The following is a 25,808-nucleotide window of genomic DNA, read 5'->3' on the forward strand; positions in this document are numbered from 1 at the left end:
GAGCGGGAAACGAGACTCGAACTCGCGACCCCGACCTTGGCAAGGTCGTGCTCTACCAACTGAGCTATTCCCGCAACTACCTTAAAACAGGCCGTACAGCATTTGGTTGCTTGCGCTACTGTACGGGAGCCGAATTATAAGAGCAGACATTCCAATTGCAAGGGCTTTTTTGTCTGGTTGCGCGCGTTCGCTCAAAAGCTGGCCGAACTGTCGATTTTAGCAACCAAACCGGGGCAACTCCTTGCCAATGACTCAGATCTTGAAGACGTGGCTGCGATAGAAGCGCAGTTCGGCGATCGATTCGCGGATGTCATCCAGTGCCTGATGGGTGCCGCTCTTGGTGAACTGATCCAGCAATTCCGGCTGCCAGCGACGGACCAGCTCCTTGATGGTGCTGACGTCCACGTTGCGATAGTGGAAGAAGGCTTCCAGTTCGGCCATGTGCTTGACCATGAAGCGGCGATCCTGACCGATGCTGTTGCCACACAGCGGGCTGGTGCGCTCCGGCACCCACTGGCGGATAAAGTCGAGGGTCTCGGCAATGGCTTTCGCCTCGTCGTGCTGGCTCGCCTTGACCCGGGCCACCAGACCACTCTTGGTGTGGGTGTTGACGTTCCAGTCGTCCATCTTGGCAAGCTCTTCATCACTCTGATGAATGGCGATGACCGGCCCTTCGGCCAGTACGTTCAGATCCTTGTCGGTGACGATGGTGGCGATCTCCAGTACCACGTTCTGTTCGGGGTCCAGACCCGTCATCTCCATGTCGATCCATACCAGGTTCTGCGCGCTGACTGTCATGATTGCTCTCTCTATTGGGAGGAATGGCGGAATTTTGCCAATTTGCATGTATCATACTGGCTTTGGATCTGTTCATAAACTGGCGAATCGAGTGGCAAAGAAAGCAAAACTCAATCTGGGTCAACAAAGGCGCGTCCAGGCCAACCGCGAACGGCGGCTGCAAAAAGATCACTCCACTGTGGTGGATGACACCCTGTTTGGCCCAGCCATCGAAGGGGTGGTGATCAGCCGTTTTGGTCAGCACGCAGACGTGGAAGCGGTCGATGGCACCATCCACCGCAGCAACCTGCGTCGCAGCAGCATCAGCAGTCTGGTGTGCGGCGACAAGGTGGTGTGGCGTCCCGGCCTCAATGCCGCGACAGCGGGCGTCATCGAGGCGGTGCATCCGCGCCACTCGGTACTGACCCGGCCGGACTTCTACGACGGGGTCAAACCCATCGCCGCCAATATCGACCAGATCATCATCGTCTCGGCGGTGATGCCCGAGTTCTCCACCAACATCGTCGACCGCTATCTGGTGGCCGCCGAGGATGTGGAGATCCAGCCGCTCATCGTGCTGAACAAGGTCGATATGCTGGATGACGCGGCGCGCAAGCGCATCGAGCGCCAGCTCGAACCCTATCGCAAGCTTGGCTATCAGGTGATCCTGGTGAGCTGCGAGAGCGGCGAAGGGCTCGATGAGCTCAAGGCCCAGTTTGAAGGCAAGATCAGCATCTTCGTCGGCCAGTCAGGGGTCGGCAAATCGTCCCTGACCAACGCCCTGATGCCGGGGCTGGATGTGCTCACCGGCGAGATCTCCGAAAACTCGGGACTCGGTACGCACACCACCACCACGGCGCGACTCTACCACTTCCCGAGCGGCGGCGATCTGATCGACTCCCCCGGGATCCGCGAGTTCGCCCTCTGGCATCTGGAAGCCGATCGCATCACCTGGTGCTTTATCGAGTTCCGCGACTATCTGGGTGGCTGCAAGTTCCGCGACTGCACCCACAAGGACGATCCCGGCTGTGCCCTGCGGGCGGCAGTCGACAGTGGCGCCATCAGCGCCGATCGCTTCCACAACTATCACCGCATCCTGGAAACCATGCAGGAAGCCCGTCACGGTCGCCAACAGGCGCGCCTGTGACCCTAATAAACCTACGTTGATGATGAACATGAGCATTACTGACAACCTGAAAATTGCCGGTCAATACTGTCTGCCCAAGCACGCCCTCTCCCGTCTGATCGGCAAGTTTGCCGCGGCCGAAGCGGGCAACCTCACGACCAAAGTGATCGAAGCCTTTATCAAGCAGTATCAGGTCGACATGAGCGAGGCGCTGCATGAGAGTCCGGCCCACTACAAGAGCTTCAACGCCTTCTTCACCCGTGAGCTCAAGCCCGGCATCCGCCCGGTGGTTGACGATGCCATGACTCTGGCACTGCCGGTAGATGGCACCGTCAGCCAGCTCGGCCCCATCCAGCAGGGCCGCATCATTCAGGCCAAGGGCCACGACTACAGCGCCCGCGAGCTGCTGGGTGGCTATGAGGATCTGGTTGCGCCGTTCAAGGATGGCGACTTTGCCACCATCTATCTGGCGCCCAAGGATTACCACCGCATCCATATGCCGCTGGACGGCGTGCTGGAGAGCATGGTGTTCGTGCCGGGGGATCTCTTCTCCGTCAACCCGCTCACCGCCGAGAACGTGCCCAACCTGTTTGCCCGCAACGAGCGGGTGGTCGCTACCTTCCGCACCCCGCACGGCCCCATGGCGCTGGTGCTGGTCGGCGCGACTATCGTGGCCAGCATCGAGACCATCTGGGCCGGCAACATTGCGCCGACCAAAGAGAAGAAGGTGGTGCGCTGGGACTACACGGGCGACGAGGCCATTACCCTGCAAAAAGGCGCCGAGATGGGCCTGTTCAAGCTGGGCAGCACCGTGGTCTGCCTGTTTGGCCCGGGCATGCTGGCCGGTTTCGAACCTCACTTGGCCAACGGGGTGACCACCCGCATGGGCCAACCCTTTGCCAAACTGGCGGAGCAGGCATGAGCGCAGAACAGCCGACCCCGGCGCAGAAAAACAACCCGCTGCACGGGCTGACCCTGGAAGCGATCGTCACCGCGCTGGTCGAACACTATGGCTGGGAAGAGCTGGGGCAGCAGATCAATATCCGCTGCTTCACCGATAATCCCAGCATCAAGTCCAGCCTGAAGTTCTTGCGCAAGACCCCCTGGGCTCGGGAGAAGGTCGAAAGCCTCTACCTCTACGTCCAGCGCAAGCAAGCCAAATCGAAGAAGGAAGGGCAAGATGGCCTTTAAGATTACCTATACCTATAAAAAACAGGCCAAAGAGATCGGCTACGCGAACGACAAGTTCCGCAGCATCTACGACGCCATCGCCGCTGCCGAAGGGCTGGATCTCTCCAGTTTCCACGCCATGGAGGCTCAGCTGGCTCAGGTTTGTCGCCGTGACAAGAAAAGCGTAAAGGATTACCAAGAGAACTACTTCAAAGAGTTGGGATTCTCCAACATCGTCATTGAACGGGATCATCTCGAAGACAAGCAGGAGTAATCATGAGAACCTTGACTCTGCTGGCCGCCTCTCTGCTATTGGCCGCCTGCAGCGCACCGGAGCAACCTATGACAGGCACTATGCCAGGCAGTGATCGCGACAGCCACGGCTGTATCGGCAGTGCCGGTTACCAGTGGTCACCACTGACCAACCAGTGCGTACGCCTGTTTGAACAGGGCGTACGACTGAACCCGACCGATACCAGCCAGACCAGCAGCGCCTTCGTGCTGTTCAACACCGACCAGACGCAGGCCGAACTGCATCTGCCAAGCGGCGAGCTGCTTGCGCTGACCCGTCAGGGCGCGGAAGGCAACTGGTCCTGGCAGGGTGGCGACTACATCCTCTTCCCCTGGAAGGGGTATGTGCTCAAGTCCGGTGACAAGGTGCTCTATCAGGGGGAATAACCCAGAGCGATAGCGCACTGCATGGTATCGATGCGATACCAGCGAAAAAAAATGCCGACCATGTGGTCGGCATTTTTGTATCTGAAACAGCCTGTTATCAGGCTCGGCTGAGGTAATCGGCCTGCCCCACCCACTTGTAGCTGGTGAGCTCGGTGAGCCCCATGGGGCCGCGAGCATGCAGCATCTGGGTCGAGACCGCCACTTCAGCGCCCAGACCAAACTGGCCGCCATCGGTAAAACGGGTCGAGGCGTTGACGTAGACCGCTGCCGAACCGGCGCCATTGACGAAACGCTCGGCGTTGGCCAGATCGTTGGTCAGGATGGCATCAGAGTGACCGGCGTTATGCTCACGCATATGGGCCAGCGCTTCGTTGACATCCGCCACCAGCTTGACCCCTAGGGTCAGACCCAGCCACTCGGTATCGAAATCCTCTGGCCCGGCCTCGCACAGGTTGTCGGCGCCCGCCAGTAGCGCCATGGCATTGGCCGCGCCGACCAGTGTCACCTTGCGTTCATTCATCAGCGCCACCAGCTGCGGCAGGAAGGTGGCGGCCACCTTCTCGTGCACCAGCAGGGTATCGAGGGCATTGCAGGCGGAGGGGCGCTGCACCTTGGCGTTGTCGATAACCGCCAGCGAACGCAACAGATCGGCGCTCTCGTCGACGAAAATATGGCTGATGCCAAAACCGCCAATGATGACCGGAATGGAGCTGTTCTCCTTGCACATCTTGTGCAACCCGGCACCGCCGCGCGGGATGATCATGTCCACATAGCGATCGAGGCGCAGCAACTCACCGACCAGCGCCCGATCCGAGTTGTCGATGTACTGGACCGCCGCCTGCGGCAAGCCGGAGGCGACCAGCGCATGCTGGATCACCTGCACCAGCTCCAGATTGGAGTGGAAGGTCTCGCGCCCGCCACGCAGTATGCTGGCGTTGCCGGTCTTGAGGCAGAGGCTGGCGATGTCGATGGTGACGTTGGGGCGCGCCTCGTAGATGACGCCGATGACGCCGATGGGCACCCGCCGACGGGAGAGCCGCAAGCCGTTCTCCAGCACCCGGCTATCCATTTCGGCACCGACCGGATCATCCAGAGTGATCACCTTGCGCACATCGGCCACGATCCCGGCCAGACGAGCCGGATTGAGCAGCAGGCGATCCAGCATGGCTTCTGACAAGCCAGCCTCACGGCCAGCCGCGATATCCTTGTCGTTGGCCGCGAGGATCTGCTCGCTTCGCGCCTCCAGCTCGTCGGCGATGGCGGCCAGCACCCGATTCTTCTGCGCCGTGCTGATAGTGGCCAGCTGATAGGCGGCTTCACGGGCCGCCAGCCCCATTTTCTCCAGACTCATCTCGGTTCCCTTTTATTCATGCTGTGCCGCCCTGATTAGAGCAGCACCATATCGTCTCGATGGATGGCTACTGAACCATAGCCATAGCCCAATACCTGTTCAATCTGATCCGAGTGGACGCCGCGCAGCTTCTCCAGCTCCAGATGGTCGTAACGGCAGATGCCGCGGGCCAGCTCAACCCCTTTGGGATCAAGAATGCGCACCACATCGCCCCGGATGAAGTCGCCCCTGACCGCGACGATCCCCTTGGGCAGCAGGCTGGAGCCTTTATCCTTCATGGCGGCGACGGCCCCCAGATCCACCTGCACTTCGCCGTGAGGGGGGGGGCCTGCCAAGATCCAGCTCTTGCGCCCTTCCAGCGGGGAAGCCAGCGCCGGGAACAGGGTACCGATCCGCTCGCCCTTGGCGAGACGGCCGATCACCTCCGGCATCTGGCCGGTGGCGATCACCACGTTGACACCGGCACGACGCGCCACATCGGCCGCCTGCAGCTTGGTGGCCATGCCACCAGTGCCGAGACCGCTGACGCTGTCACCGGCCAGCGAGCGCAGGGTATCGTCGATGGTCTGCACCTCTTCGATCAGCTGGGCATCCGGATTGGTGCGCGGATCGGCGGTAAACAGCCCCTTCTGGTCGGTGAGCAGGATCAGCAGATCGGCATCGGCCAGGATGGCGGCACGGGCGGAGAGGTTGTCGTTGTCGCCCACCTTGATCTCGGCAGTCGCCACCGCGTCGTTTTCGTTGATCACCGGAATAATCCGGTGATCAAGCAGGGTGCGCAGAGTGTCGCGGGCGTTGAGGTAACGCTCCCGATCTTCCAGATCGGCGCGGGTCAGCAACATCTGGCCGATATGCAGGCCATAGAGGTTGAACAGATCCTGCCATACCCGAATAAGCTGGGTCTGGCCGACCGCCGCCAGCATCTGCTTGTTGGGCAGGGTTGGCGCCAGTGGCGGGTGGCCCAGATGTTCACGCCCGGCGGCGATCGCCCCCGAGGTGACGACCACGACCCGATGGCCGTGACGGTGCAAGGCCGCACACTGTCTGACCAGCTCGACCATATGGGCACGATTGAGCTGGGAAGACCCCCCTGTGAGCACGCTGGTGCCCAACTTGACGACTATGGTTCTGTTTTCCATGGGAGCATAAAGGCTAAAAAAGTAAGGAATATCTTTATACCCACGGCCATGGAGCCCTGCAAGGCAATTAACGCCGGGGGTGAGGAGATGCGGGCAAAGACCCGGAGGATTGTGAGCGGAGGGGAAAATGGCTGACTGATGGCCCGGCAAGCAGCGTGATGCGGCTTGCCGGGCATCAGGGATCAGGCGGCGGTGACGCTCAACTCGTTGGTGACCTGCTCGGCAGGCACCAGCTGGCACTCCAGTGCCGTCAGTTTGTCGCTGATGAGCTTGTAGAAACGGTTGAGGGTTCGCTCCACCTCGACCTGGTGCTTCTTGGGGATCGGCTTGTCCAGCCACTCACCGTCAGCATTGTAGAAACCGAGCTGATAGTGATAACGGAAATGGTGATCGTCCTGCTCCAGCACCAGCCACCAGCCCCAGAACTCCCGTTTGTCCGGCGCCGGCTTGGCGCTGACGCAGACCGACAGGCAGTCGAAACGATAACGCCCCTCTTCGCAGAGATCTTCGCGCAAATAGGGGCCAATGGCAGCGAACTGCCGCAGCAGTCGCTTGTAGGTCACTTTTTCAGACATGTTAACCTCCCTGTTAAACAAGCCGCGCCACCTCGGGATGGCGTCAGTTTTTTAGCGCAATATCAGGTACACAAATGCTGTTTCAGCCACTCGACGATTTCGTCCAGCGCCTTGTCATACACCTCCAGCAAAGGCTGCTTGTCGAAAACGATGGCCTTGCCGTTACGACTGGCCGCCGCCAATGCCCGTACATCCTGCTCGGGACAAATAAAATCTCGCTTGTGTCCAATACTCAATATCGGCACAGAGGTGCGAGTCCCCAGTAATCCTTGCGTTTTCAGTGAAAATACCTGGCACTTGGTACGCATGGCATCCCACTGCGCCGCATCGGCCCCCAACCGGTTGGCCAGACTGTCCCGCATCATGCGCGGGCACTTGGCAAACAGCTCCTGATTGGTAAACACCTGATTGACCCCGGCCCCGACACAGACCACGGTACGCAGCTTGAACGGTTCGATAAAGGCCAATCTGGCGGCGACATTCCCCGCCAGACGCATCCCCACCATGGCGATACGCTGATGATCGACCCAGGCCACCTCGGAGAGGTAGTGCAGCACCGCCTGATGGAGTCGGCTGGTATCCTGCACCAGCGGCCAATGCTCGGCATAGCCGATACCCGGCATGTCGAGAGAGAGCATGCCGATGCCATGGGGTTCGAGTCGCTTGAGATAGAAGTTGAGGAAATCGAGCTGCAGTGAGTCGATCCCGCCGCTAATGATCACCAGCGGCACCGGTTTGTCGGTGGTCGGCAGGTGGAGATAACCCTGAATATTCTTGCCGCGAAAGGGCACCTGGATCTCTTTGAGCGGCACCTTGAACAGCCGACCCGCCTCGCGATAGGCCATGTTGCCGAGCAGTTGGGCCTGATCCGCCAGTTCGTCGTCTTTGAGATGGGGATAGCTGGCGATGGAGTAGTAGCGAACCGCCTTGAGCAGCTGTTTCAGCGCGCCCGCGGCATCCCCCTGCTCGCGCAGCTCGCGGCCCTGCTTGAAGTAGTTGCCAGCCACCTGGCTCCACTCGTAGATCCAGTTGCCGGGCACATAGCCCTTGATGGTATCGAGATAGCAGTCGTGAGTGCGCTCCCCCGTCGCCATGGCGATGCGGGCCAGGGTCTGCTCCACCTCGATCGGATCAGCCCCCTGCCAGGCCCAGGAGGGTCGGCGCAGCAGGCGATACCAGCTCTTTGACATGGAGCCGTCGATAAACATCTCGTCTGACGCGGCCTCCGCCAGATCAGCCGCACTGGAGTTGGAGATCTCGGATGTTTCCAATACCTTCTTGACGCGGGTAAAGAGCTGTTCGGTCAGGTTTAGGTCGTCGTTCAAGTCCAAGATAGTGTCTCATTCATATCAGGCAATGGCCCATCTTAACCACTTTTAGCGCCACTCAGCCACCCCGCAACAGATTGATAGACAAAAAAACAGGGCTCCTAATTGGAGCCCTGTGAAACCATTCTTGCCGCGTGCGGCCAATTGACGCAGTGAACGTCAAATTCCGATCCTGTTACTGTTCGTCGCAGATCGGTGTGGCGAACTCCAGCGCCATATCCCACGGCTGTTCGATCCAGGTATCCTGCGGGATCGCCACTTCGAAATCGTCCAGCAGCGCTTCGCCCATCGGCTTGGCGAAGATCGCGATGAACTTGGCTTTCGGGTAGAGCTCGCGGATCGCCTTGGCGGTGGTGCCGGTGTCCACCAGATCTTCCACCACCAGCCAGCCTTCGCCGTCACCGGCTGTGGTGGCGGCCTTCACGACCACCAGCTCGCGCTGGTTGTCGTGGTCATAGCTGGAGATGCAGAGGGTTTCCACATTACGAATGCCAAGTTCACGGGCCATCAGGGCAGCGGGCACCAGACCACCACGGCTGACCGCGATGATACCTTTCCACTGGCTGACAGGCAGCTGACGACGGGCCAGACGACGAGCTTCACGTTGCAGGTTGTCCCACGACACATAGAACTTTTTCGGCATGTTATCGATCTCAAATAGTTATATAAAAACAATCACTTAAAATAATGACACCCGCAGATTTCCCTGCGGATGCCAGCAAATGGCGGCCCTTGCCCGACTGAATTCAGATTGCACTTCGGCTGCCTCAGGGCTGAGCCTCGGCAGCAAATCTGATAACAATGGAAGCAAGATGGGCGTATCCGGCGATCGGTTCGATGATGTGTCCAAACCGCGGACAGGCTGTTGGGCCGATATGATAGCACCGTTTACAGAGAAAATGCCTGGCAAACGTATGCCAAATTCAGGAAAAATCGGCATCAACCTCTCCATTTGGCACATCAAGAGAGCCAAACGACCAATCTGTCGCTGCTGCTAATGACATCAAAATGGGCGTAGCGGCAAATCGCAGATAAAAAAATAGCAGGGGGAGGTTTGACCTCACGCACCTGCTGCTTTCTCGCCTCTGCCCGGTCAGGCAGCTCGTCTTAGCGACGAGTGACGAAGGGGTTAGGGTAGCTGAAACCCTGGGTATACAAAGACGGGGCAAACCAATAGGTTGAGTTGCTGCCTGGCATATTGAAACTCCTGATTGCTTAACAAGTTACGTACCTTTAATGCGGGCTCAAATCCTTGAACGAACACTCGGTTCCATGGAGGCGCACTTGCTTTGCTTCGGTTCCCTGGAGGCTTTCATCGTCATCCTGACGGGTGGCGAACCACGGAAGCTAATTTACCAGTCGGCGCGTTAAATTCAACTTTTTTGTGAGATCGGTCACATAATTTCTTTTCTACCGGCCAGCGTCGTCCAAACCTGACGATCGTACTGCCTGGTTGCCATGGCCCAGCACAAGCTGCCTGCGATTTGCGCTGATTGCTCACATTTTTGTGTGATTGACTGTATTATCGTTACCCTCTTCCCCGGCCCGCTGATGGGGCCCTGTTTATTCCGTGCTGGTAAGGAGTCCCGACGTGGCACAGCTTAGCTCTCTCTCTCCCAAACTGATTTGGCATTTCTTCGAACAGATCTGCTCCATTCCCCACCCTTCCAAGCATGAAGCCAAACTGAGCGCCTGGATCATTCAGTGGGCACAGGAAGAAGGTCTGGCAGTCAAGCAGGACAAGGTCGGCAACATCATCATCAAGAAACCGGCCACCCCGGGGATGGAAAACCGCAAAGCCGTGGTGCTGCAAGCGCACATCGACATGGTGCCGCAAGCCAACGCCGACACCCAGCACGACTTCGCGACCGATCCCATCGATGCCTATGTGGATGGCGAGTGGGTCACTGCCCGTGGCACCACTCTGGGTGCCGACAACGGCATCGGCATGGCCGGTTGCCTGGCGGTGCTGGCTGACAAGACCATCAAGCACGGCCCACTGGAAGTGCTGCTGACCACCGACGAAGAGACCGGCATGACCGGCGCCTTCGGTCTGGAAGCGGGCTGGCTGGAGGGCGAAATCCTGCTCAACACCGACTCCGAAGAGGATGGCGAGGTCTATATGGGCTGCGCTGGCGGTGTGGATGCCAATATCCGCTTCCCGCTCGAGCTGGTTGACGCCAGCGAAGGCGAAGCGTTCGAGCTGGCGGTCAAAGGGCTGCGTGGCGGTCACTCAGGTTGCGACATCCATCGCGGTCGTGGCAACGCCAACAAGCTGCTGGTGCGTCTGCTCAAAGCAGCCGAGCCGCTGGGTATTCGTCTGGCCGAGATCCACGGCGGCACCCTGCGCAACGCCATCCCGCGCGAAGCCCGCGCAACCCTGCTGGTGCCCGCCGCCAGCGTGAACGAGTTCAAGGCGCTGGTTGACCGCTATACCGGTATCTACCAGACCGAACTGACCGCCACCGAGCCGAACCTGACCCTGCTGGTCAACGGCGCCGCCAAACCGGCCAAGCTGATGAGCGTCTCCCTGCAGCAACGCCTGCTGGATGCCCTGCTGGCCTGCCCGAACGGCGTGATGCGCATGAGCGATGCCATGCCCGGCGTGACCGAAACCTCAACCAACCTGGGGGTCATCAAGACTCAGGATGGTGAAGTGTACGTCCAGTGCCTGATCCGCTCCCTGATCGATTCCGGCCGCGAGAGCATCGAGCAGATGACCCGCTCCCTGTTCACCCTGGCGGGTGCCAGCTGCGAATTCACCGGTGCCTATCCGGGTTGGGCGCCGAACGTGGACTCCCCCGTCATGGCGCTGGTGCGCAACAGCTACCAGACTCTGTTTGGCACCATGCCCAATGTCATGGTGATCCACGCCGGTCTCGAGTGCGGTCTGTTCAAGAGCGCCTATCCGGAGTGGGACATGGTCTCCTTCGGCCCGACCATCCGTGGTGCTCACTCCCCTGACGAGAAGGTGCACATCCCGGCAGTCGAGCGTTTCTGGCAACTGCTGGTGCACGTGCTGGAAGCCATTCCGGCCAAGTAAGCCAGCCCGGATAAAACAACAAAACAAAGCCCCGCACTGCTGCGGGGCTTTTTATTGTCTGCTGTTCAGGTCTATCAGGCTTTGGCGCTTAACGAATGCCGCGTGCCTCGCGGATCCACTCCCAGGCTTGCTGGATCTCCTGGGTCTTCTCCTTGGCCATCTCCATCATCTCAGGCGGCAGCCCCTTGGCGGCCAGCTTGTCCGGGTGATGCTTGCTCATCTCCTTGCGGTAGGCGCGCTTGATATCCTGATCGCTGTCGCTCTCGCTCACCCCAAGCAACTGGTAGGCATTCTTGAGGCGATCCGCAGAGGGCGGCTCCTGCCGATACTGCTGGCCACCCGCACTGCCCCCCTGATACTGACCATGGGCCTGATTGAAGAAGTTCATCTGCGCCTCGGCCATCGCCAGAATGCGGGCCAGCTCGATGCGACTGAACCCCAGCTCGTCGGCAATGGTGTGCAGAATGGCGCGCTCGCCCTCCTCTACCCGCCCGTCGGCAAAGGCCGCCTGTAACTGCACCTCGAGGAAGAAGCGCAGAATGTCGCGCTGCCCCAGACTGGCACGGCGAAACTCGGCCAGGGTCTCGCGCAACGGGAAGTCGGCCTCTTTACCGAGACGGAACGACTCCTGCGCCCGGGCACGCTGTTCGCCCACCAGCCGCATCCGATCCATCAGGTTGGAGGCAACCCGGATCTCCTGCTCGGTCACCTGACCACTGGACTTGGCGATGTGACCCATCACCGAGAAGGTGGCGTGGAAGAAGATGGCTTGCTGCGCCTGACTCGGGCCGCGACGAAACGCCCCCTGCAGCCCCATGCCACGGTCGAAACGGTGGCCAATCCACAGGCCAATCAGGGCGCCGATGATATTGCCGAGCAGAAAACCGAAGAAGGCGCCCAGCACCTTACCCCAAATACGCATGGTTCAAGACCTCTTGAAGTTAATGAGTGCGGGCCTGGAGCTGGTCATCCAGCTCGCGCAGTCGATCGACCGTGCCGATATCGCGCCACTCGCCAGCGAGCAGGCTGCCGCCCACCCGCCCTTGCGCCATCCAGTCACGCAGCAGCGGCGCCAGCTTACGGGCGCCGCCCGCGAGACCGGCAAAGGCAGCCGGATCATATAGTCCGACCCCGCTAAAGGTAAACGCTGGCGTATCTATGACTCGCCCTCCTTGCAGGGCAAAGTCCCCGCTCGGATGCTGGGGCGGATTGGGCACCAGCCAGAGGTGGGCCAGATCATCGCCAAGGGGCTGGCTGACCAGTGTGTGATAATCGAGATCGAGCCAGGTATCGCCGTTGATCACCAGAAAAGGGTCTGCGCCCAGCAGTGGCAGCGCCTGCACTATGCCGCCCGCGGTCTCCAGCGCACTCTCCTCGGCTGACCAGTGGATGGTCACCCCAAGCGAACTGCCATCACCGAGCACTTCGACCAGCTTGTGGCCGAGCCAGGCGTGGTTGATCACCAGCTCGGTCACGCCAGCTGACTTCAACTTTTCGATATGGTGGACGATGAGCGGTTTGCCCCCCACCGCCAGCAGCGGCTTGGGCAGCAGGTCGGTCAGCGGGCGCATCCGCTCGCCACGGCCAGCGGCCAGGATCATCGCCTTCATGGTTTCACTCCAGCGTTGGCTATCCCGGGCAACACCACCTGCTCCAGCCACTGACCAAAACGGGCCAGTACCGGATAGGCGCTACCGTGAGTGCGACAGGCATCCACTACGTAGCCGAGAGTGCGGGGAATATCCTTCAGATAACCGGACTTGCCGTCGCGATGATAGAGCCGGGTGAAGATCCCGGCCGCCTTGAGGTGGCGCTGCATGCCGGTCAGGTCGGCACCACGACGGAAACTGGCATAATCGAGCTCGCCAAGCAGCCCCGCCTGTTGCAGGGTGGCAAAACCGTGGCGCATCCCTTCATCGATCACCTCATCCGGCCAGCGCACGTAACAATCTTTGAGCAGGGAGACCAGGTCATAGCTCAGGGGCCCGATGACCATGTCCTGAAAATCGATGATGGCCAGCCGGCTGCTCTCGGGGGTATCACCGCCACACACCATCAGGTTGCGACTGTGGAAATCCCTATGCATCACCCCTTGCGGCTGGGCCAGATTGCAGGCGGTGAGGCAGGCAAAGGTCTCGTCCAGCAACTGCTGCTCTTCATGGCTCAGGGTCAGTTGCAGATGATGGCCAAGCAGCCACTCGGGGAAAATGCTGTTCTCCCGTGCCATAAAAGCCGTATCGAAGGGCTCAAGCGCCAGTTCGACCGCCCCCAGTCGGGGCAGCAGATCAATGGCTTTGCCATACCAGGCCAATACGTTTTGTTCATTCAGGCAGCTGATCAGCTGGGTATCGCCCAGGTCAGTGACCGCCAGCAAGCCCTGTTCGTAGTCCACCGCCTTGACCTCTGGCGCCAGCAACTGACGCGCCTGCAAGGCGGCAGCGTTACGAACAAATTCATGATTTTTTTCGGTTTTCGGATTGGCATCCACCCACACCAGACCACCACCACGAGAGTAGCGGCGGAAACTGGCATCACCGGAAATGAGGGTAAGCGTGAGAGTGGCATCGCCGGAAATACGGCGTGCCCACTGCAATAGCAGGGAATCGCGATCGTGCATAAGTAGAAGACCAAGGTGGAAAGCAGCACTTGGCTGTTAGCCCTGGCCGCAATAATGCTTTATCATTGCCGGCTAACATAAAGCAATGACATGCAATGTCAACTCGATGAAACCTGTCGTAAAATGCATGCCTTGGATCAACCGTATCTATCACGGATTGCACGAGTCTTTCACATGACCAAATGGACACTGGGGTACCGCTATCCCATCGCCCTGACTATCAGCCTGGCCCCCGCACTCGCCCCAATGGTGGTGCAGGCAGCCCCGTTCGAAACGCCGCCAGCCACCGGCATTCTCGATAGTCTCTGCTATGACTATGTTCCCAAGATAGAGAAGCCTGTATCGGATCAGGAGGCCAACGCACAGCCGGTCGAGGTTGATGCCGACCGTCTCGAGGCCAAACAGGGCGGCACCGCCGTCTATGAAGGCGACGTCAAGGTTCGTCAGGGTGTTCGCAAGTTTGACTCCGACTACGCCCAGCTCGACCAGAAGAGCCGGGATGTCATCGCCATCGGCAACATCTATTACAACGACGGTCAGGTGACCGTCACCAGCGACAAGACCCTCAAATCCAACCTGGATACCAAGAACTCCGAACTGGAAGAGGGCAAATATCAGGTGCATGGCTCACCGGTACGCGGCTTTGCCAAACGCGTGGTGATGACCAACAACAACCAGAACATCACCATGGAGGGGGCCCAGTACACCACCTGCCCCCCCGGTCAGGAAGTGTGGACCCTCAAGGCGGGCAGCATCGACATCGACCAGAAAGAGGTGTTCGGCGAAGCCTGGAACGCCAGCCTCTGGCTCTATGACTATCCGGTGTTCTACTTCCCCTATATCAACTTCCCCATCAAGGATGAGCGGAAGACAGGTCTGCTCTACCCGGGTTACAAGCAAAGCTCCAGCAACGGCATGGATATCACCCAGCCCTTCTACTGGAACATTGCTCCCAACTACGATGCCACCATCACCTCCCGTTTTATGGACAAGCGCGGCCTGATGGAGCAGGTGGAGTTCCGCTACATGCCGGACCCCGCCCACACCGGCACCCTCTATTTTGAAAATCTGGCGGATGACAAGCAGTATGCCGCGGGCAACTCTAGTTTCACCAACCCTGCGACCGGCACTCCGTACCTCTCCGATGGCCATCGCTATTTGATGAATGTCCGTCACGGCTCAACCCTGATGGATGGTTCACTGCGCTTTGGCATCGACTACACCCAGGTGCGGGATAAGGACTACAACTACTTCAACGACTTCAGCCCGCAAGTAGGCACCCAGGTCGACAGCCAGTTGCAGCAATCTTTTACCGCCGGTTACTACCAGCACAACTGGAACCTTACCTCCGAGGTGCGCCGCTACCAGATCCTGAGTCCGTATGCGCTGCTGCCCCACGAGATGCTGCCGCGCATCGACCACAACTACTTCCAGCAGGGCAAGTGGTTCGATCTGGCCTGGAACAGCGAGCTGACCAAGTTTGGCTATGACAGCGGCAGTGCCACTACCCAGCAGGCCGGTGAACGCTACACCGCCACCCGTCTGCATCTGGCACCGACCCTGACCGTCCCCTTGGTGGATGCGCCGGGTTACTACCTGACCAGCCAGTACAAACTGATGTTTACCTCCTACAACCAGGAGGTGCCCAAAGATCTGGTCTATACGGACCGCAGCCGCTTCACCGATGCAGACAGCAAACAGCTGACCCTGAAAGACGGCACCATTACCCGCACCCTGCCATCCTTCCGCCTCAAGGGGGGCGTCAACTTCGATCGGCCGCTCGACTGGTATGATGGCAAGGGTACCCAGACCCTGGAACCCGAGTTCCAGTACCTCTATATCCCTTACAAAAATCAGGACGAGATCGGGATCTACGACTCCACCACCACCCGTCAGGACTACTACAGCCTGTTCAGCGATCGCCGCTTTGCCGGTCTCGACCGCATCAGTGATGCCAACCGGATCACCGTTGGCCTGACCAGCCGGGTCTATGACAATGCGGGTGATGAGCGGTTGCGTCTGGCGGTGGCCCAGGCCTTCGAGATGACGCCACCCAAGGTGCGCCTCTACCCGTCCGATCCGGAAAGCACCAACGCCCGCTCGCTGCTGTCGTTTGAGGGGGATGCCCGCATCACCGATGAGTGGTTCGCCCATGCGGGCACCCAGTACGACACCTCGGAAGGTGAATTTACCGCAGGCAACGGTGCGGTGGAGTACCGGACCGGCAAGCTGACCACCCAGGTCAACTACCGCTACATCAAGGATGGCAACCTGGACTACCGTAATCCGACCAATATGGCGCTGGCGGAAGATCTGAGCCAGGCGGGTTTGGTAGTGATGGCGCCGATCGCCGATCAGTGGCAGATGTATGGTGGTTACTACCGTGATATCAAGCAGGATGTGAACATTGACCGCAAGATCGGTGTCAAATACGACTCCTGCTGCTGGAGTATCAACATGAGCCTGGAGTGGCACAACCAGCCGGACAACGTCACCCTGACCCCCACTTCGGAAAAAGTCATTGGTCTGCAGTTTGAAATGAAGGGACTTGGCAGCGTGGGTACCGGTGGCCGCAGTGTCACGCTGGATACCGAGCTGTTGCCCTATGTTCGCCCGTTTAATCTGAAAGGCCAGCAATGATGCTGGCCCAGCCTTGAGAGATGGATATGAAAAAGACCCTGATTGCCCTGCTGACCGCGGGAATGTTCGGCGCCATGAGCCAAGCCGCACTGGCTGCACCCGAGCTGATGGACAAGGTGCTGGCCGTGGTCAACAAGGACGTAGTGCTGTCCAGTCAACAGGACGCACTGGTCAACAAGGTAAAACTCTCCGCCCAGGAGAGCGGCCAGTCCCTGCCTGACGACGCCACCCTGCGCAAACAGGCGCTGGATCGTCTGATCCAGGAGAGCCTGCAACTGCAACTGGCGGATCGCCAGGGGCTGAAGATCAGCGATACCCAGCTGGAACAGGCTATTCAGGGCATCGCCGCCGACAACAAGATGACCCTGGATCAGTTGCGTGCCCAGCTCGCCCGTGAAGGGATGACCTATGCCCAGTATCGGGAAGAGGTTCGCCGCGAGATCCTGATGAACGAGGTGCGCCGCAACCAGGTGCGCCGCCGTATCAACATCTCCGAGCAGGAGGTGAAGCAGGTGGTGGAGATCCTGAAGAAACAGGGTCAACAGCAGAACGAATACCACGTCGGCCATATCCAGATTGCCCTGCCGGACAACCCCACTGCCGCCCAGCTGGATGCCGCCAAGAGCAAGATCGAGCGCATTCTGGCCGCCCTCAAGCAAGGTGCCGACTTCCGCAAACTGGCCATTGCCGAGAGTAACGGTCCTAAGGCGCTGGAAGGGGGCGACTGGGGCTGGATGAGCCCGCAAGAGATGCCGACCCTGATGGCGGAAGCGGTGCAGGGTGCCAAGAAGGGCGACATCGTCGGCCCGCTGCGCTCCGGCGCCGGTCTGCACATCGTCAAGGTGTTCGACACCAAGGGTCAGCAGCAAGTGATGCAGACCGAGGTGAAGGCCCGCCATATCCTGATCAAACCCTCTATCATCCTGAGCGAAGAGAAGGCCAAGGGGATGCTGGACGGCATTCTGCACGACATCAAGAGCGGCAAGGCCAACTTCGCCAGCATGGCGGAGAAGTACTCCGAAGATCCGGGCTCTGCGGTGCAAGGTGGCGAACTGGGCTGGTCTGATCCCAACGTCTATGTGCCGGAGTTCCGCGACATGGTCAACCGTCTGCAACCGGGCCAGATCAGTGCCCCGTTCCGTACCAGCCACGGCTGGCACATCGTGCAGGTGGAAGATCGCCGCAGCCAGGATGCCACCGACAAGGCTCAGGAGCAGCGCGCCTACCAGCTGATCTACAACCGCCGCTTCGTCGAAGAGTCCCAGGCGTGGCTGGATGAGCTGCGTGACGAGGCCTACATCCAGATCGAAGGCGCTGGTAGCTGATGAGCTGCCGTCGCCTTGCCGTTACCCCGGGCGAACCGGCCGGGATCGGCCCGGATCTGGTGCTGCAGATTGCCCAGCAGGATTGGCCCCACCAGCTGGTGGTGATTGCCGATCCGGCGCTGCTGCGCGAGCGGGCCGCCCTGCTGGGGCTCAGCATCGAGCTTGAGCCCTACGATACCGCCGCCCCTGCCCATCCGCAGCGGGCGGGCACCCTGACCGTCTGTCCGATCACCCTCGGCGCCCCCGTGGTGCCAGGCGAGCTGAACGAAGGCAATGGCGCCTATGTGTTGGCAACCCTGCAACGCGCCTGCGATGGCAATATGAGCGGCGAATTTGCCGCCGTGGTGACCGGACCGGTGCACAAGGGGATCATCAATCAGGCCGGGGTCTCGTTCAGCGGCCACACCGAGTTCTTTGCCCAGCAGTCGGGCACCGCCGATGTGGTGATGATGCTGGCAACCGAGGGGCTGCGGGTCGCGCTGGCGACCACCCATATTCCGCTGGCCTATGTGGCAATGGCCATCACCGAGGATCGCCTCGGCAAGGTGATCAGGATCCTCAACGAGGATCTCGCCACCAAGTTTGGCATCGCCAAACCCCGTATTTACGTCTGCGGCCTCAACCCCCATGCCGGGGAAGGTGGCCATCTCGGACGTGAAGAGATTGACGTGATCGAACCCGCTCTGGCCACGCTGCGCCAGGAGGGGATCGATCTGGTCGGCCCCCTGCCGGCCGACACCCTGTTCCAGGATAAATACCTCAAGGATGCGGATGCGGTACTCGCCATGTACCACGACCAGGGGCTGCCTGTGCTCAAATACAAGGGCTTCGGCAGTTCGGTCAATATCACCCTGGGGCTTCCCTTCATCCGCACTTCGGTGGATCACGGCACCGCGCTGGATCTGGCAGGCAAGGGCCTGGCGGATTCGGGCAGCCTGATCACCGCGATTAACCACGCCATCAAGATGGTAGAGAAAAAAAGATATGAGCAGTAAGGTGCAGAGCAATAAGGTGCACATGGGTCACACGGCCCGTAAGCGTTTCGGTCAGAACTTCTTGCACGACCGCTATGTGATCGACCAGATCGTCGCCGCCATCAACCCGCAGCCGGGTCAGAATCTGGTGGAGATCGGTCCGGGTCTGGCCGCGCTGACCGAGCCGGTCGCCTCCCAGATGGACAAAATGACCGTGGTCGAACTTGACCGGGACTTGGCCGCTCGCCTGCGCGAGCACCCGACCCTCAAGGACAAACTGACCGTCATCGAAGCAGATGCCATGCGTTTTGACTTCGGCACCCTGATGGGTGAAGGCAAGCCGCCGTTGCGTATCTTCGGCAACCTGCCCTACAACATCTCCACCCCGCTCATCTTCCACCTGTGCGAATTTGCCGACCGGGTTGAAGACATGCACTTCATGCTGCAAAAAGAGGTGGTATTGCGGATGTGTGCCGGCCCGGGCAGCAAGGCCTATGGTCGTCTGAGCGTCATGGTGCAGTACTACTGCCAGGTTGTGCCTGTGCTGGAAGTGGGCCCGGGCGCCTTCAAACCGGCGCCGAAAGTGGACTCTGCCGTGGTTCGCCTGATCCCCCACAAGAACCCGACTCTGGTCGCGAAAGACATGCGCTGCCTGAGTCGCGTCTGTACCGAGGGCTTTGGCCAGCGTCGCAAGACCATCCGCAACAGCTTCTCCAACTTCATCACCGACGCCCAGCTGACCGAGCTTGGTATCGATGGCAACCTGCGCCCGGAGAACCTCTCCCTCGAGCAGTTCGTCATCATCGCCAACTGGCTGGCGGATCAGCAACAGGCCTGATCCTGTGGCTCACCCGCACATCGAGATCCGCCCATACCCCGTGTATGTGGCGGGCTCCCAAGACCCTTACCAGTTTCACTATCTGATCGAGATTGAGAATCTGGGGCCCGGCCCGGTGCAACTGCTGCACCGGTGCTGGCTCATCACCGATGCCAATGGCAAGATGCTGGAAGTGGCAGGCCCGGGCGTGGTCGGGGAGCAACCCGTCATTGCCGAAGGTGATACCTACCGCTACCAGAGCGGCGTGCCGCTGGCGACCCCGCTCGGGGTGATGGAAGGGAGCTATACCCTGCAAGATGGCTCTGGTCAGCAGTTCGAGGCGCCTATCGCCCCCTTCACGCTGGCCATCCCCAATATTATCAACTGAGGTTTCATGGCGAACTGTTTTGTCGGTGACATCCAGGGCTGTTACGACGACTTGCGCCGTCTGCTGGATCTTGCCGCGTTCGATCCCGACAAAGACGTACTCTGGCTCTGCGGCGACCTGGTCGCCCGCGGCCCGGACTCCCTCAATACCCTGCGTTTCGTCAAAGGGTTGGGCAACCGCGCCGTCACCGTGCTCGGCAACCACGACCTGCACCTGCTGGCGGTCGCCAATGGCGTCGCGCCGCTCAAGAAGAAAGACAAGCTGCAGAGCCTGATGGATGCCCCTGATCGGGATGAACTGCTGGAGTGGCTACGCCACCGCCCGCTGCTGGCCGAACATCCTGATCTGCCCATCATGATGGTGCATGCCGGTATCTCCCCCGCGTGGGATGCCCGCACCGCCCGCAACTGCGCCCGCGAGGTAGAGAGCCTGCTGCGCGGCGATCAGTACCACTGGCTGCTGCACAACATGTATGGCGACCTGCCCGATGGTTGGAAAGATGATCTGGTCGGGATCGACCGCTACCGCTACATCATCAACACCTTCACCCGGATGCGCTTCTGCTATTTCGATGGTCGTCTCGACTTCAAATGCAAGAAGGGGCCCAAGGAGTCGACTCCGGGGCTGCGCCCCTGGTTCGAACAGCGGGAGCATCACGTGGACGACCCCATTCTGGTGTTCGGTCACTGGGCCGCCCTGATGGGCAACACCGGCAAGAACGATATCAAGGCACTCGATACCGGCTGCGTCTGGGGCAACAGCCTCACCTTGTGGCGCTACGAAGATGATGCCCTGATCGCCACCCCCTGCCCGGTTCACGCCAGCTAGAGGCTACGCAGCAATCAGGCGGTCGCAACCGCACGGATTGCCAAGACCCGCATCAATAACAAAGCCCGGCAACCTGCCGGGCTTGCTGTTTTATGTTCTCTGTTTTCCGGTGGATGACGTTACAACTTGCGCCCCAGCCGCTTCTCGATCTGGCGCCGCTCCCACTCCGGGCCAAACAGCTTGAAGGGCTGAAATACCCGAATGGCATGGGAGGCGAGCCCCAATCCCCACCCCAGTGCTGGCCACCAGGCCCAGATGTACTCCGGATTGCTCAGGTAGTTGATGACAAACAGCCCGCAGATCACCACCACATAGCTGGCGACATGGTGATAGAAGCCCTTGAGCGCCTCCACATAGCGCATGGCAGCCCGCTCCTCGGCCGATACCTGCACCGCATCCTGACCCATAGTGTCACTTCCTCTCATCTCGCGCTCCTGTTGCTCTGACCCATCCAGTTGAGCCACATCGAGTTCAAAGACGGAGGCCAGGGCCTTGAGAGATTCCAGTCCGGGTTGCTGCCCCTGCTCGATCCGCTGGATAGTGCGAACACTCAAACCAGTCATCGTCGCCAACTGATCCTGGGACCAACCCCGTTGCAATCTCAACTTCCTGACGATCATCTCGAACTCCTTGTGGTAATTGACAGGGCCAGCATACGGGCTCAGATGTGACAAACGACACGACAGATGCCTGACATAAACCTGACTTTCCTTTTAAATCAACAGATTAACATCATCATCTCTGCCGTTTTCAAGCACCGCCTGTGAACACTGCAGACAGGTGCCGGTCACCCGACAGCAACCCGACAAACGCTATCTATTCAAGATAGCGTTTACCGAGGCTCAAACCATGGATTAAAGACCCTGCATCAGCTCGGCGGCGATCTCGAAGGAGCGCAGCCGGGCCTGATGGTCGACGATGGGGCCATTGAACATCAGCTCATCGGCACGGGTTTCCGCCAGCAGCGCCTTGAGACCGTGACGAACCTGTTCCGGGTCGCCCACCAGAGAGCGGGCAAGCGTCTGCTCCATCGCCATCAGCTCACGGGGTGCCCACTCGTCGCCAAGCTGGACGACTGGCGCAGGCAGCTTGCCCGCATCGCCGCGATGGAGGCGCAAGAACTGCTGCTGCACGGTAGTGAACTGGAAGCGGGCCTCCCGCTCAGTGTCAGCGGCGATCATATTGATGCAGACCACCGCATGGGGCTTGGGCCAGCGAGCAGAGGGACGATACTGGCTGCGGTAGATCTCCAGCGCTTGCAGCAACATGGCGGGGGCGAAATGGGAGGCAAAACCGAACGGCAAGCCCATTGCCGCCGCCAGTTGTGCGCTATAGAGGCTGGAACCCAGCAGCCAGACTGGCAGATGCAGCCCCTGACCTGGCACTGCCTGCACGGCGCCGATCTCGTCGCCAAAGTAGCTCATCAGCTCGCGCACATCGGCCGGGAAATCGTCCACCTCGCCACTGCGCATACGCCCCAGCGCCCGCATGGTGCGCTGATCGGTCCCGGGCGCCCGGCCAAGGCCCAGATCGATGCGATCGGGATAGAGAGAGGCCAGCGTGCCAAACTGCTCGGCAATGACCAGCGGCGAGTGGTTCGGCAACATGATGCCGCCCGCTCCGATCCGCAAAGTGGTGGTGGCCTCGGCCAGATGACCGATCAGCACCGAGGTGGCGGCACTGGCAATGCCCGGCATGTTGTGATGCTCGGCCAGCCAGTAGCGCTGGTAACCCCAGCCCTCGGCATGGCGGGCAAGATCCCGCGAACGGCGAAACGACTCGGCAGGCACAGAACCTTCGGCAACAGGCACCAGATCGAGTACGGAATAGGGGATGGCAGACATAAATACACTCCATTGCATCACAATTTGCTAACAGAACGGGCACTCTATCATGAGATGTTCGAACGGAACACAATTGCCCTTGATGGCCTGACGGGTGACTCAATGCGCCGGATGCAAAAAGGCCACCCCGCAAGCGGGATGGCCTTTTTCACCACGACGAGGTGATCAGAACAGCAGGTGTGCCACCGCGGCGATAACCGGCAAGGTGACCAAGGTGCGCAGCAGGAAGATAACGAACAGCTCCCACAGCTTGACCGGGATCTTGCTGCCCAGCAGCAGGGCACCCACTTCCGACATATAGATCAGCTGGGTCACTGACATGGCGGCAATCACGAAGCGGGTCATCTCGCTTTCGATGGTCGAGGCCAGTACCGCCGGAATGAACATGTCGGCAAAACCGACCATGATGGTCTTGGAGGCCGCTTCCGCCTCCGGCAGTTGCAGCAGCTCCAGCAAGGGGACGAACGGGGCACCAAGCCAGTTGAAGATCGGAGTGTGTTCGGCCAGCATCAGGGCACAGGTGCCGATCGCCATCACCACCGGCAACACGCCAAACACCATATCCAGCGCATTCTTCACCCCTTCCCGCGCGACGGCGCCCAGGTCGGTCATGCTGTCAGCCTTGGTCAGCGCCCGCTCGAAACCATAGCTCATCACGCTGTGCTGGTGCGGCACCGCCTCCTGCTTGCGGCACAGGGGAGTGCCGTCGGCATAGATGTCCTTCTTCCAGCAGAGCGGTGGCAGACGCGGCACCACGATGGCAGCAACCACACCCGCCAGACAGACGGTCAGGTAGAAGGGAACAAACATGTGCTCCAGCTTCACCTGGGAAATCACCACCAGACAGAAGGTGATGGAGACGGCGGAGAAGGTGGTGCCAATCACCGCAGCTTCACGCTGGGTGTAGAACTTGCCTTCATACTGCTTGCTGGTCAGCAGGATGCCGACGCTGCCATCGCCGAGCCAGGAGGCAAAGCAGTCCACCGCAGAGCGACCCGGCAAGCGGAACACCGGACGCATGATGCGGGTCATCATGGTGCCGACAAATTCCAGCAGCCCGAAATCGAGCAGCAACGGCAGCAGCAGACCGGCGAAAATGAAGACCGAGAACAGCACCGGCAACAGATCGTTGAGCACCAGTCCACCGGTTGCGCCCGAGTAAAGCACCTCTGGCCCCGCCTGGAAGAAGGTCAGCAGCACGAAGATACCGCCCAAGACCCGCACGCAGGCCCAGAAAGGGGAGACATTGAACAGGCTGTTGAGGAAAGGACGGCGCACCAGAATCGCCGGTTTGAACAACCAGGCGATCAGCGTCATCAGCATGGTGGTGGTGATCACTGCGCTGACCATGGCGACCAGATAATCGGCAAACACCCGCTGCACCAGCTTGGCCAGCACGGCCACCGGAATGGTGACGTTACCGTCATAGACGACCGGCGTCATGAACAGCAGGATCCCGATGAGTGACGGAACCAGAAACATCAACAAGTTACGGCGGGTATTGACCGCAGGTGCTTCGAGACTCTTTTCCAACATGATATGACTGCCCTAATGTTACTTTTCCCTAGCCCGGCCAACCTGCGTATTCATGCATTAACCGGCAAAAACGGGCGCAAGAATACTCTAAAAAAATGCACAAACAAGCCTTTAAGGCAGAAATCTGCGCATAAATATTTCTGCAGGTAAACCTTCCATCAAAACAACCGGATACAGCAACGCATATCGATTCAATCGACATCGCCAGATGATTGTTTCGTTATTGTTAATTTAGGTGGGCAGTATAATCGGTTATCAATGGCAGACAATAAGTGACATAACAAATATACCTAATGAGCGGTGACTCGATAGATATAAAAAAACCGGAGCCTGTTCAGGCTCCGGTTTTCAATGAGAGTGACGAGGATCAGTCGCGCACGTAGATGACTTCAACACCGTCATCTTCGTCGTCATCCCAATCGTCATCATCCAACCCTTCATCGAAGGCCACGGAAGCTGCCAGCGCTTCGGCTTCAGCCTGAGCCAGCTGGTTCTTGTGGTAGTCGTCCCACTTGAACTCGACCTTCTCGATCGCCTCTTTGGCATCCTGCTCCAGTTGACGGGGCATGGTGTCCAGCAGATCCAGAATGTCATAGCAGACCTTCTTGGTACCTTCCTTGCTGATGGCCGAGATCTGGTAGACCGGACCTTCGTATGCCAGTGCCGCCTTGACGCGGTCCATCACTTCCTGGGCTTCCTCTTCCAGGATCAGATCCATCTTGTTGAACACCAGCCAGCGCGGCTTGCCTGCCAGCTCGGGGCTGTATTTTTCCAGCTCCCGGACAATGGTCACGGCATTTTCAGCAGGATCGGAGCCATCGATGGGGCAGATATCCACCAGATGGAGCAGCACGCGGCAACGCTCGAGGTGCTTCAGGAAGCGAATCCCCAGACCGGCACCTTCGGCGGCCCCCTCGATCAGACCCGGAATATCCGCGATCACGAAGGAGCGGGAGTTCTCGCCACGCACCACACCCAGGTTCGGCACCAGGGTGGTGAAGGGGTAGTCGGCCACTTTCGGACGCGCGGCGGAAACGGCACGGATAAAGGTCGATTTACCGGCGTTGGGCAGACCCAGCATACCGACGTCAGCCAGCAGCAGCAGCTCCAGCTTCAGGGTCCGCACTTCACCCGGGGTACCGTTACTCTTCTGGCGCGGAGCCCGATTGACAGAGCTCTTGAAGCGGGTGTTGCCCAGACCATGGAAACCACCCTTGGCAACCATCAGCTTCTGACCATGAGTGGTCAAGTCGCCCAGTCGCTCACCGGTATCCTCGTCGCTGGCGCGAGTACCGACAGGCACACGCAGGATCTTGTCCTTGCCACGATGGCCGGTACAGTTGGCACTGCGACCATTCTCGCCACGCTCGGCGGCATGGAAACGCTCAAAACGGTAATCGATCAGGGTGTTGAGGTTTTCGTCGGCCAGCAGATAGACATCACCGCCATCGCCACCGTCACCGCCATCCGGACCACCGTTGGGAACATACAACTCCCGGCGAAAACTGACACAACCGTTACCACCGTCACCGGCATCGACTCGAATCTGGACTTCATCAACAAACTTCATAGGTAACCGTCACCTTAATTCGAAAAACCGATACGCAATTATAGTGGTACAGACCCCTGCGGGCGATACGCATCTTGGCAAT

General features: G+C 59.6%; 25 protein-coding genes and 1 tRNA gene. 12 read left to right on the plus strand and 14 right to left on the minus strand.

Annotated elements, in window-relative coordinates; genetic code table 11:
• Position 1: 1 nt before the first annotated feature.
• A tRNA-Gly gene (locus PG888_RS08735) sits at positions 2 to 74 on the minus strand.
• A gap of 178 nt (positions 75 to 252) precedes the next feature.
• Positions 253 to 798: an oligoribonuclease gene (gene orn, locus PG888_RS08740; protein ID WP_042656672.1), complete on the minus strand. Its 546-nt coding sequence runs from the start codon at positions 796 to 798 to the stop codon at positions 253 to 255.
• Positions 799 to 889: 91 nt separating this feature from the next.
• On the opposite strand from orn, the gene rsgA reads away from it, so the two are divergent.
• From rsgA to PG888_RS08765, 5 genes are read left to right on the plus strand one after another with little or no spacing between them, the layout of a single operon-like run.
• Positions 890 to 1,924 (plus strand): small ribosomal subunit biogenesis GTPase RsgA, encoded by a 1,035-nt coding sequence (gene rsgA / locus PG888_RS08745; protein ID WP_162851507.1) that lies wholly within the window; start codon positions 890 to 892, stop codon positions 1,922 to 1,924.
• A gap of 28 nt (positions 1,925 to 1,952) precedes the next feature.
• On the plus strand, positions 1,953 to 2,825 hold the full coding sequence (gene asd / locus PG888_RS08750) for an archaetidylserine decarboxylase (RefSeq protein ID WP_058053575.1): 873 nt from the start codon (positions 1,953 to 1,955) through the stop codon (positions 2,823 to 2,825).
• Positions 2,822 to 3,094 carry a VF530 family DNA-binding protein gene (locus tag PG888_RS08755; RefSeq protein WP_075112876.1) on the plus strand — a complete coding sequence of 91 codons (273 nt, stop codon included), beginning with the start codon at positions 2,822 to 2,824 and terminating at the stop codon, positions 3,092 to 3,094. Before asd ends, PG888_RS08755 begins: the two co-directional genes overlap by 4 nt.
• Complete coding sequence (locus PG888_RS08760; protein ID WP_042059978.1) at positions 3,084 to 3,347, plus strand: DUF2960 domain-containing protein; 264 nt, start codon at positions 3,084 to 3,086, stop codon at positions 3,345 to 3,347. Before PG888_RS08755 ends, PG888_RS08760 begins: the two co-directional genes overlap by 11 nt.
• A gap of 2 nt (positions 3,348 to 3,349) precedes the next feature.
• Positions 3,350 to 3,751, plus strand: coding sequence for a hypothetical protein (locus PG888_RS08765; RefSeq protein WP_182938922.1), 402 nt, complete (start codon positions 3,350 to 3,352; stop codon positions 3,749 to 3,751).
• Between the two features lie 97 nt (positions 3,752 to 3,848).
• On the opposite strand, the gene PG888_RS08770 is transcribed toward PG888_RS08765, so the two are convergent.
• The 5 genes from PG888_RS08770 to gpt form a co-directional block, all read right to left on the minus strand.
• Positions 3,849 to 5,102 (minus strand): glutamate-5-semialdehyde dehydrogenase, encoded by a 1,254-nt coding sequence (locus PG888_RS08770; protein ID WP_182938921.1) that lies wholly within the window; start codon positions 5,100 to 5,102, stop codon positions 3,849 to 3,851.
• Between the two features lie 35 nt (positions 5,103 to 5,137).
• A complete protein-coding gene (gene proB / locus PG888_RS08775; protein ID WP_182938920.1) occupies positions 5,138 to 6,241 on the minus strand; it encodes a glutamate 5-kinase in 1,104 nt (367 codons plus the stop codon).
• A gap of 182 nt (positions 6,242 to 6,423) precedes the next feature.
• Positions 6,424 to 6,816, minus strand: a complete 393-nt coding sequence (crl, locus tag PG888_RS08780) for a sigma factor-binding protein Crl (protein WP_042059969.1) — start codon at positions 6,814 to 6,816, stop codon at positions 6,424 to 6,426.
• A gap of 62 nt (positions 6,817 to 6,878) precedes the next feature.
• Positions 6,879 to 8,147, minus strand: a complete 1,269-nt coding sequence (gene frsA / locus PG888_RS08785) for an esterase FrsA (protein WP_058053569.1) — start codon at positions 8,145 to 8,147, stop codon at positions 6,879 to 6,881.
• 172 nt (positions 8,148 to 8,319) lie between these two features.
• The gene (gpt, locus tag PG888_RS08790; protein ID WP_058053568.1) at positions 8,320 to 8,787 is read right to left on the minus strand and encodes a xanthine phosphoribosyltransferase; all 468 of its coding nucleotides are present in this window, start codon (positions 8,785 to 8,787) and stop codon (positions 8,320 to 8,322) included.
• A gap of 948 nt (positions 8,788 to 9,735) precedes the next feature.
• Here gpt and PG888_RS08795 point away from each other — a divergent pair.
• A complete protein-coding gene (locus PG888_RS08795) occupies positions 9,736 to 11,187 on the plus strand; it encodes an aminoacyl-histidine dipeptidase (protein ID WP_182938919.1) in 1,452 nt (483 codons plus the stop codon).
• Positions 11,188 to 11,275: 88 nt separating this feature from the next.
• Here PG888_RS08795 and djlA read toward each other — a convergent pair whose 3' ends face one another.
• Genes djlA through PG888_RS08810 form a run of 3 tightly spaced genes read right to left on the minus strand, consistent with a single transcriptional unit; the run spans position 11,276 to position 13,804 of the window.
• The gene (djlA, locus tag PG888_RS08800; RefSeq protein ID WP_182938918.1) at positions 11,276 to 12,109 is read right to left on the minus strand and encodes a co-chaperone DjlA; all 834 of its coding nucleotides are present in this window, start codon (positions 12,107 to 12,109) and stop codon (positions 11,276 to 11,278) included.
• 19 nt (positions 12,110 to 12,128) lie between these two features.
• Positions 12,129 to 12,797 carry an N-acetylmuramate alpha-1-phosphate uridylyltransferase MurU gene (gene murU, locus PG888_RS08805; protein WP_182938917.1) on the minus strand — a complete coding sequence of 223 codons (669 nt, stop codon included), beginning with the start codon at positions 12,795 to 12,797 and terminating at the stop codon, positions 12,129 to 12,131.
• On the minus strand, positions 12,794 to 13,804 hold the full coding sequence (locus PG888_RS08810; RefSeq protein WP_182938916.1) for an aminoglycoside phosphotransferase family protein: 1,011 nt from the start codon (positions 13,802 to 13,804) through the stop codon (positions 12,794 to 12,796). Before PG888_RS08810 ends, murU begins: the two co-directional genes overlap by 4 nt.
• A 174-nt stretch (positions 13,805 to 13,978) precedes the next feature.
• Here PG888_RS08810 and lptD point away from each other — a divergent pair, with 174 nt between their 5' ends.
• Genes lptD through PG888_RS08840 form a run of 6 tightly spaced genes read left to right on the plus strand, consistent with a single transcriptional unit; the run spans position 13,979 to position 20,776 of the window.
• Positions 13,979 to 16,444, plus strand: coding sequence for an LPS assembly protein LptD (gene lptD / locus PG888_RS08815; RefSeq protein WP_182938915.1), 2,466 nt, complete (start codon positions 13,979 to 13,981; stop codon positions 16,442 to 16,444).
• A 26-nt stretch (positions 16,445 to 16,470) separates the two neighbouring features.
• Positions 16,471 to 17,769: a peptidylprolyl isomerase SurA gene (gene surA / locus PG888_RS08820; protein WP_182938914.1), complete on the plus strand. Its 1,299-nt coding sequence runs from the start codon at positions 16,471 to 16,473 to the stop codon at positions 17,767 to 17,769.
• A complete protein-coding gene (gene pdxA / locus PG888_RS08825) occupies positions 17,769 to 18,764 on the plus strand; it encodes a 4-hydroxythreonine-4-phosphate dehydrogenase PdxA (RefSeq protein ID WP_182938913.1) in 996 nt (331 codons plus the stop codon). Before surA ends, pdxA begins: the two co-directional genes overlap by 1 nt.
• On the plus strand, positions 18,754 to 19,581 hold the full coding sequence (gene rsmA / locus PG888_RS08830; RefSeq protein ID WP_162518047.1) for a 16S rRNA (adenine(1518)-N(6)/adenine(1519)-N(6))-dimethyltransferase RsmA: 828 nt from the start codon (positions 18,754 to 18,756) through the stop codon (positions 19,579 to 19,581). The genes pdxA and rsmA overlap by 11 nt, the downstream gene beginning before the upstream one ends.
• A 4-nt stretch (positions 19,582 to 19,585) precedes the next feature.
• Positions 19,586 to 19,948: a Co2+/Mg2+ efflux protein ApaG gene (gene apaG, locus PG888_RS08835; protein WP_182938912.1), complete on the plus strand. Its 363-nt coding sequence runs from the start codon at positions 19,586 to 19,588 to the stop codon at positions 19,946 to 19,948.
• 6 nt (positions 19,949 to 19,954) lie between these two features.
• Positions 19,955 to 20,776, plus strand: a complete 822-nt coding sequence (locus PG888_RS08840) for a symmetrical bis(5'-nucleosyl)-tetraphosphatase (protein ID WP_111808580.1) — start codon at positions 19,955 to 19,957, stop codon at positions 20,774 to 20,776.
• A gap of 119 nt (positions 20,777 to 20,895) precedes the next feature.
• On the opposite strand, the gene PG888_RS08845 is transcribed toward PG888_RS08840, so the two are convergent.
• The 4 genes from PG888_RS08845 to cgtA all read right to left on the minus strand — a co-directional run bounded on the left by PG888_RS08845 (position 20,896) and on the right by cgtA (position 25,726).
• Entirely contained in the window at positions 20,896 to 21,396 is a 501-nt protein-coding gene (locus PG888_RS08845; RefSeq protein ID WP_042059946.1) for a 2TM domain-containing protein, read from the minus strand.
• A 234-nt stretch (positions 21,397 to 21,630) separates the two neighbouring features.
• Positions 21,631 to 22,620, minus strand: coding sequence for a luciferase-like monooxygenase (locus PG888_RS08850; RefSeq protein WP_182938910.1), 990 nt, complete (start codon positions 22,618 to 22,620; stop codon positions 21,631 to 21,633).
• Positions 22,621 to 22,785: 165 nt separating this feature from the next.
• Entirely contained in the window at positions 22,786 to 24,156 is a 1,371-nt protein-coding gene (locus PG888_RS08855; RefSeq protein ID WP_042059942.1) for a YjiH family protein, read from the minus strand.
• 367 nt (positions 24,157 to 24,523) lie between these two features.
• Complete coding sequence (gene cgtA / locus PG888_RS08860) at positions 24,524 to 25,726, minus strand: Obg family GTPase CgtA (protein WP_042059940.1); 1,203 nt, start codon at positions 25,724 to 25,726, stop codon at positions 24,524 to 24,526.
• Between the last annotated feature and the right edge of the window lie 82 nt (positions 25,727 to 25,808).

The sequence above is a fragment of the Aeromonas sp. QDB23 genome, assembly GCF_027707745.1.
Taxonomy (GTDB): domain Bacteria; phylum Pseudomonadota; class Gammaproteobacteria; order Enterobacterales; family Aeromonadaceae; genus Aeromonas; species Aeromonas allosaccharophila.

What these genes read in the sequence shown, in the direction of transcription:
- PG888_RS08840 (WP_111808580.1), top strand. Translation starts at nt 19,955, where the DNA reads ATGGCGAACTGTTTTGTCGGTGACATCCAGGGCTGTTACGACGACTTG.
- PG888_RS08755 (WP_075112876.1), top strand. Translation starts at nt 2,822, where the DNA reads ATGAGCGCAGAACAGCCGACCCCGGCGCAGAAAAACAACCCGCTGCAC.
- crl (WP_042059969.1), bottom strand. Translation starts at nt 6,816, where the DNA reads ATGTCTGAAAAAGTGACCTACAAGCGACTGCTGCGGCAGTTCGCTGCC.
- proB (WP_182938920.1), bottom strand. Translation starts at nt 6,241, where the DNA reads ATGGAAAACAGAACCATAGTCGTCAAGTTGGGCACCAGCGTGCTCACA.
- PG888_RS08850 (WP_182938910.1), bottom strand. Translation starts at nt 22,620, where the DNA reads ATGTCTGCCATCCCCTATTCCGTACTCGATCTGGTGCCTGTTGCCGAA.
- PG888_RS08770 (WP_182938921.1), bottom strand. Translation starts at nt 5,102, where the DNA reads ATGAGTCTGGAGAAAATGGGGCTGGCGGCCCGTGAAGCCGCCTATCAG.
- lptD (WP_182938915.1), top strand. Translation starts at nt 13,979, where the DNA reads ATGACCAAATGGACACTGGGGTACCGCTATCCCATCGCCCTGACTATC.
- rsmA (WP_162518047.1), top strand. Translation starts at nt 18,754, where the DNA reads ATGAGCAGTAAGGTGCAGAGCAATAAGGTGCACATGGGTCACACGGCC.
- djlA (WP_182938918.1), bottom strand. Translation starts at nt 12,109, where the DNA reads ATGCGTATTTGGGGTAAGGTGCTGGGCGCCTTCTTCGGTTTTCTGCTC.
- PG888_RS08845 (WP_042059946.1), bottom strand. Translation starts at nt 21,396, where the DNA reads ATGATCGTCAGGAAGTTGAGATTGCAACGGGGTTGGTCCCAGGATCAG.
- PG888_RS08765 (WP_182938922.1), top strand. Translation starts at nt 3,350, where the DNA reads ATGAGAACCTTGACTCTGCTGGCCGCCTCTCTGCTATTGGCCGCCTGC.
- surA (WP_182938914.1), top strand. Translation starts at nt 16,471, where the DNA reads ATGAAAAAGACCCTGATTGCCCTGCTGACCGCGGGAATGTTCGGCGCC.
- orn (WP_042656672.1), bottom strand. Translation starts at nt 798, where the DNA reads ATGACAGTCAGCGCGCAGAACCTGGTATGGATCGACATGGAGATGACG.
- gpt (WP_058053568.1), bottom strand. Translation starts at nt 8,787, where the DNA reads ATGCCGAAAAAGTTCTATGTGTCGTGGGACAACCTGCAACGTGAAGCT.
- murU (WP_182938917.1), bottom strand. Translation starts at nt 12,797, where the DNA reads ATGAAGGCGATGATCCTGGCCGCTGGCCGTGGCGAGCGGATGCGCCCG.
- pdxA (WP_182938913.1), top strand. Translation starts at nt 17,769, where the DNA reads ATGAGCTGCCGTCGCCTTGCCGTTACCCCGGGCGAACCGGCCGGGATC.
- cgtA (WP_042059940.1), bottom strand. Translation starts at nt 25,726, where the DNA reads ATGAAGTTTGTTGATGAAGTCCAGATTCGAGTCGATGCCGGTGACGGT.
- PG888_RS08760 (WP_042059978.1), top strand. Translation starts at nt 3,084, where the DNA reads ATGGCCTTTAAGATTACCTATACCTATAAAAAACAGGCCAAAGAGATC.
- asd (WP_058053575.1), top strand. Translation starts at nt 1,953, where the DNA reads ATGAGCATTACTGACAACCTGAAAATTGCCGGTCAATACTGTCTGCCC.
- PG888_RS08855 (WP_042059942.1), bottom strand. Translation starts at nt 24,156, where the DNA reads ATGTTGGAAAAGAGTCTCGAAGCACCTGCGGTCAATACCCGCCGTAAC.
- PG888_RS08810 (WP_182938916.1), bottom strand. Translation starts at nt 13,804, where the DNA reads ATGCACGATCGCGATTCCCTGCTATTGCAGTGGGCACGCCGTATTTCC.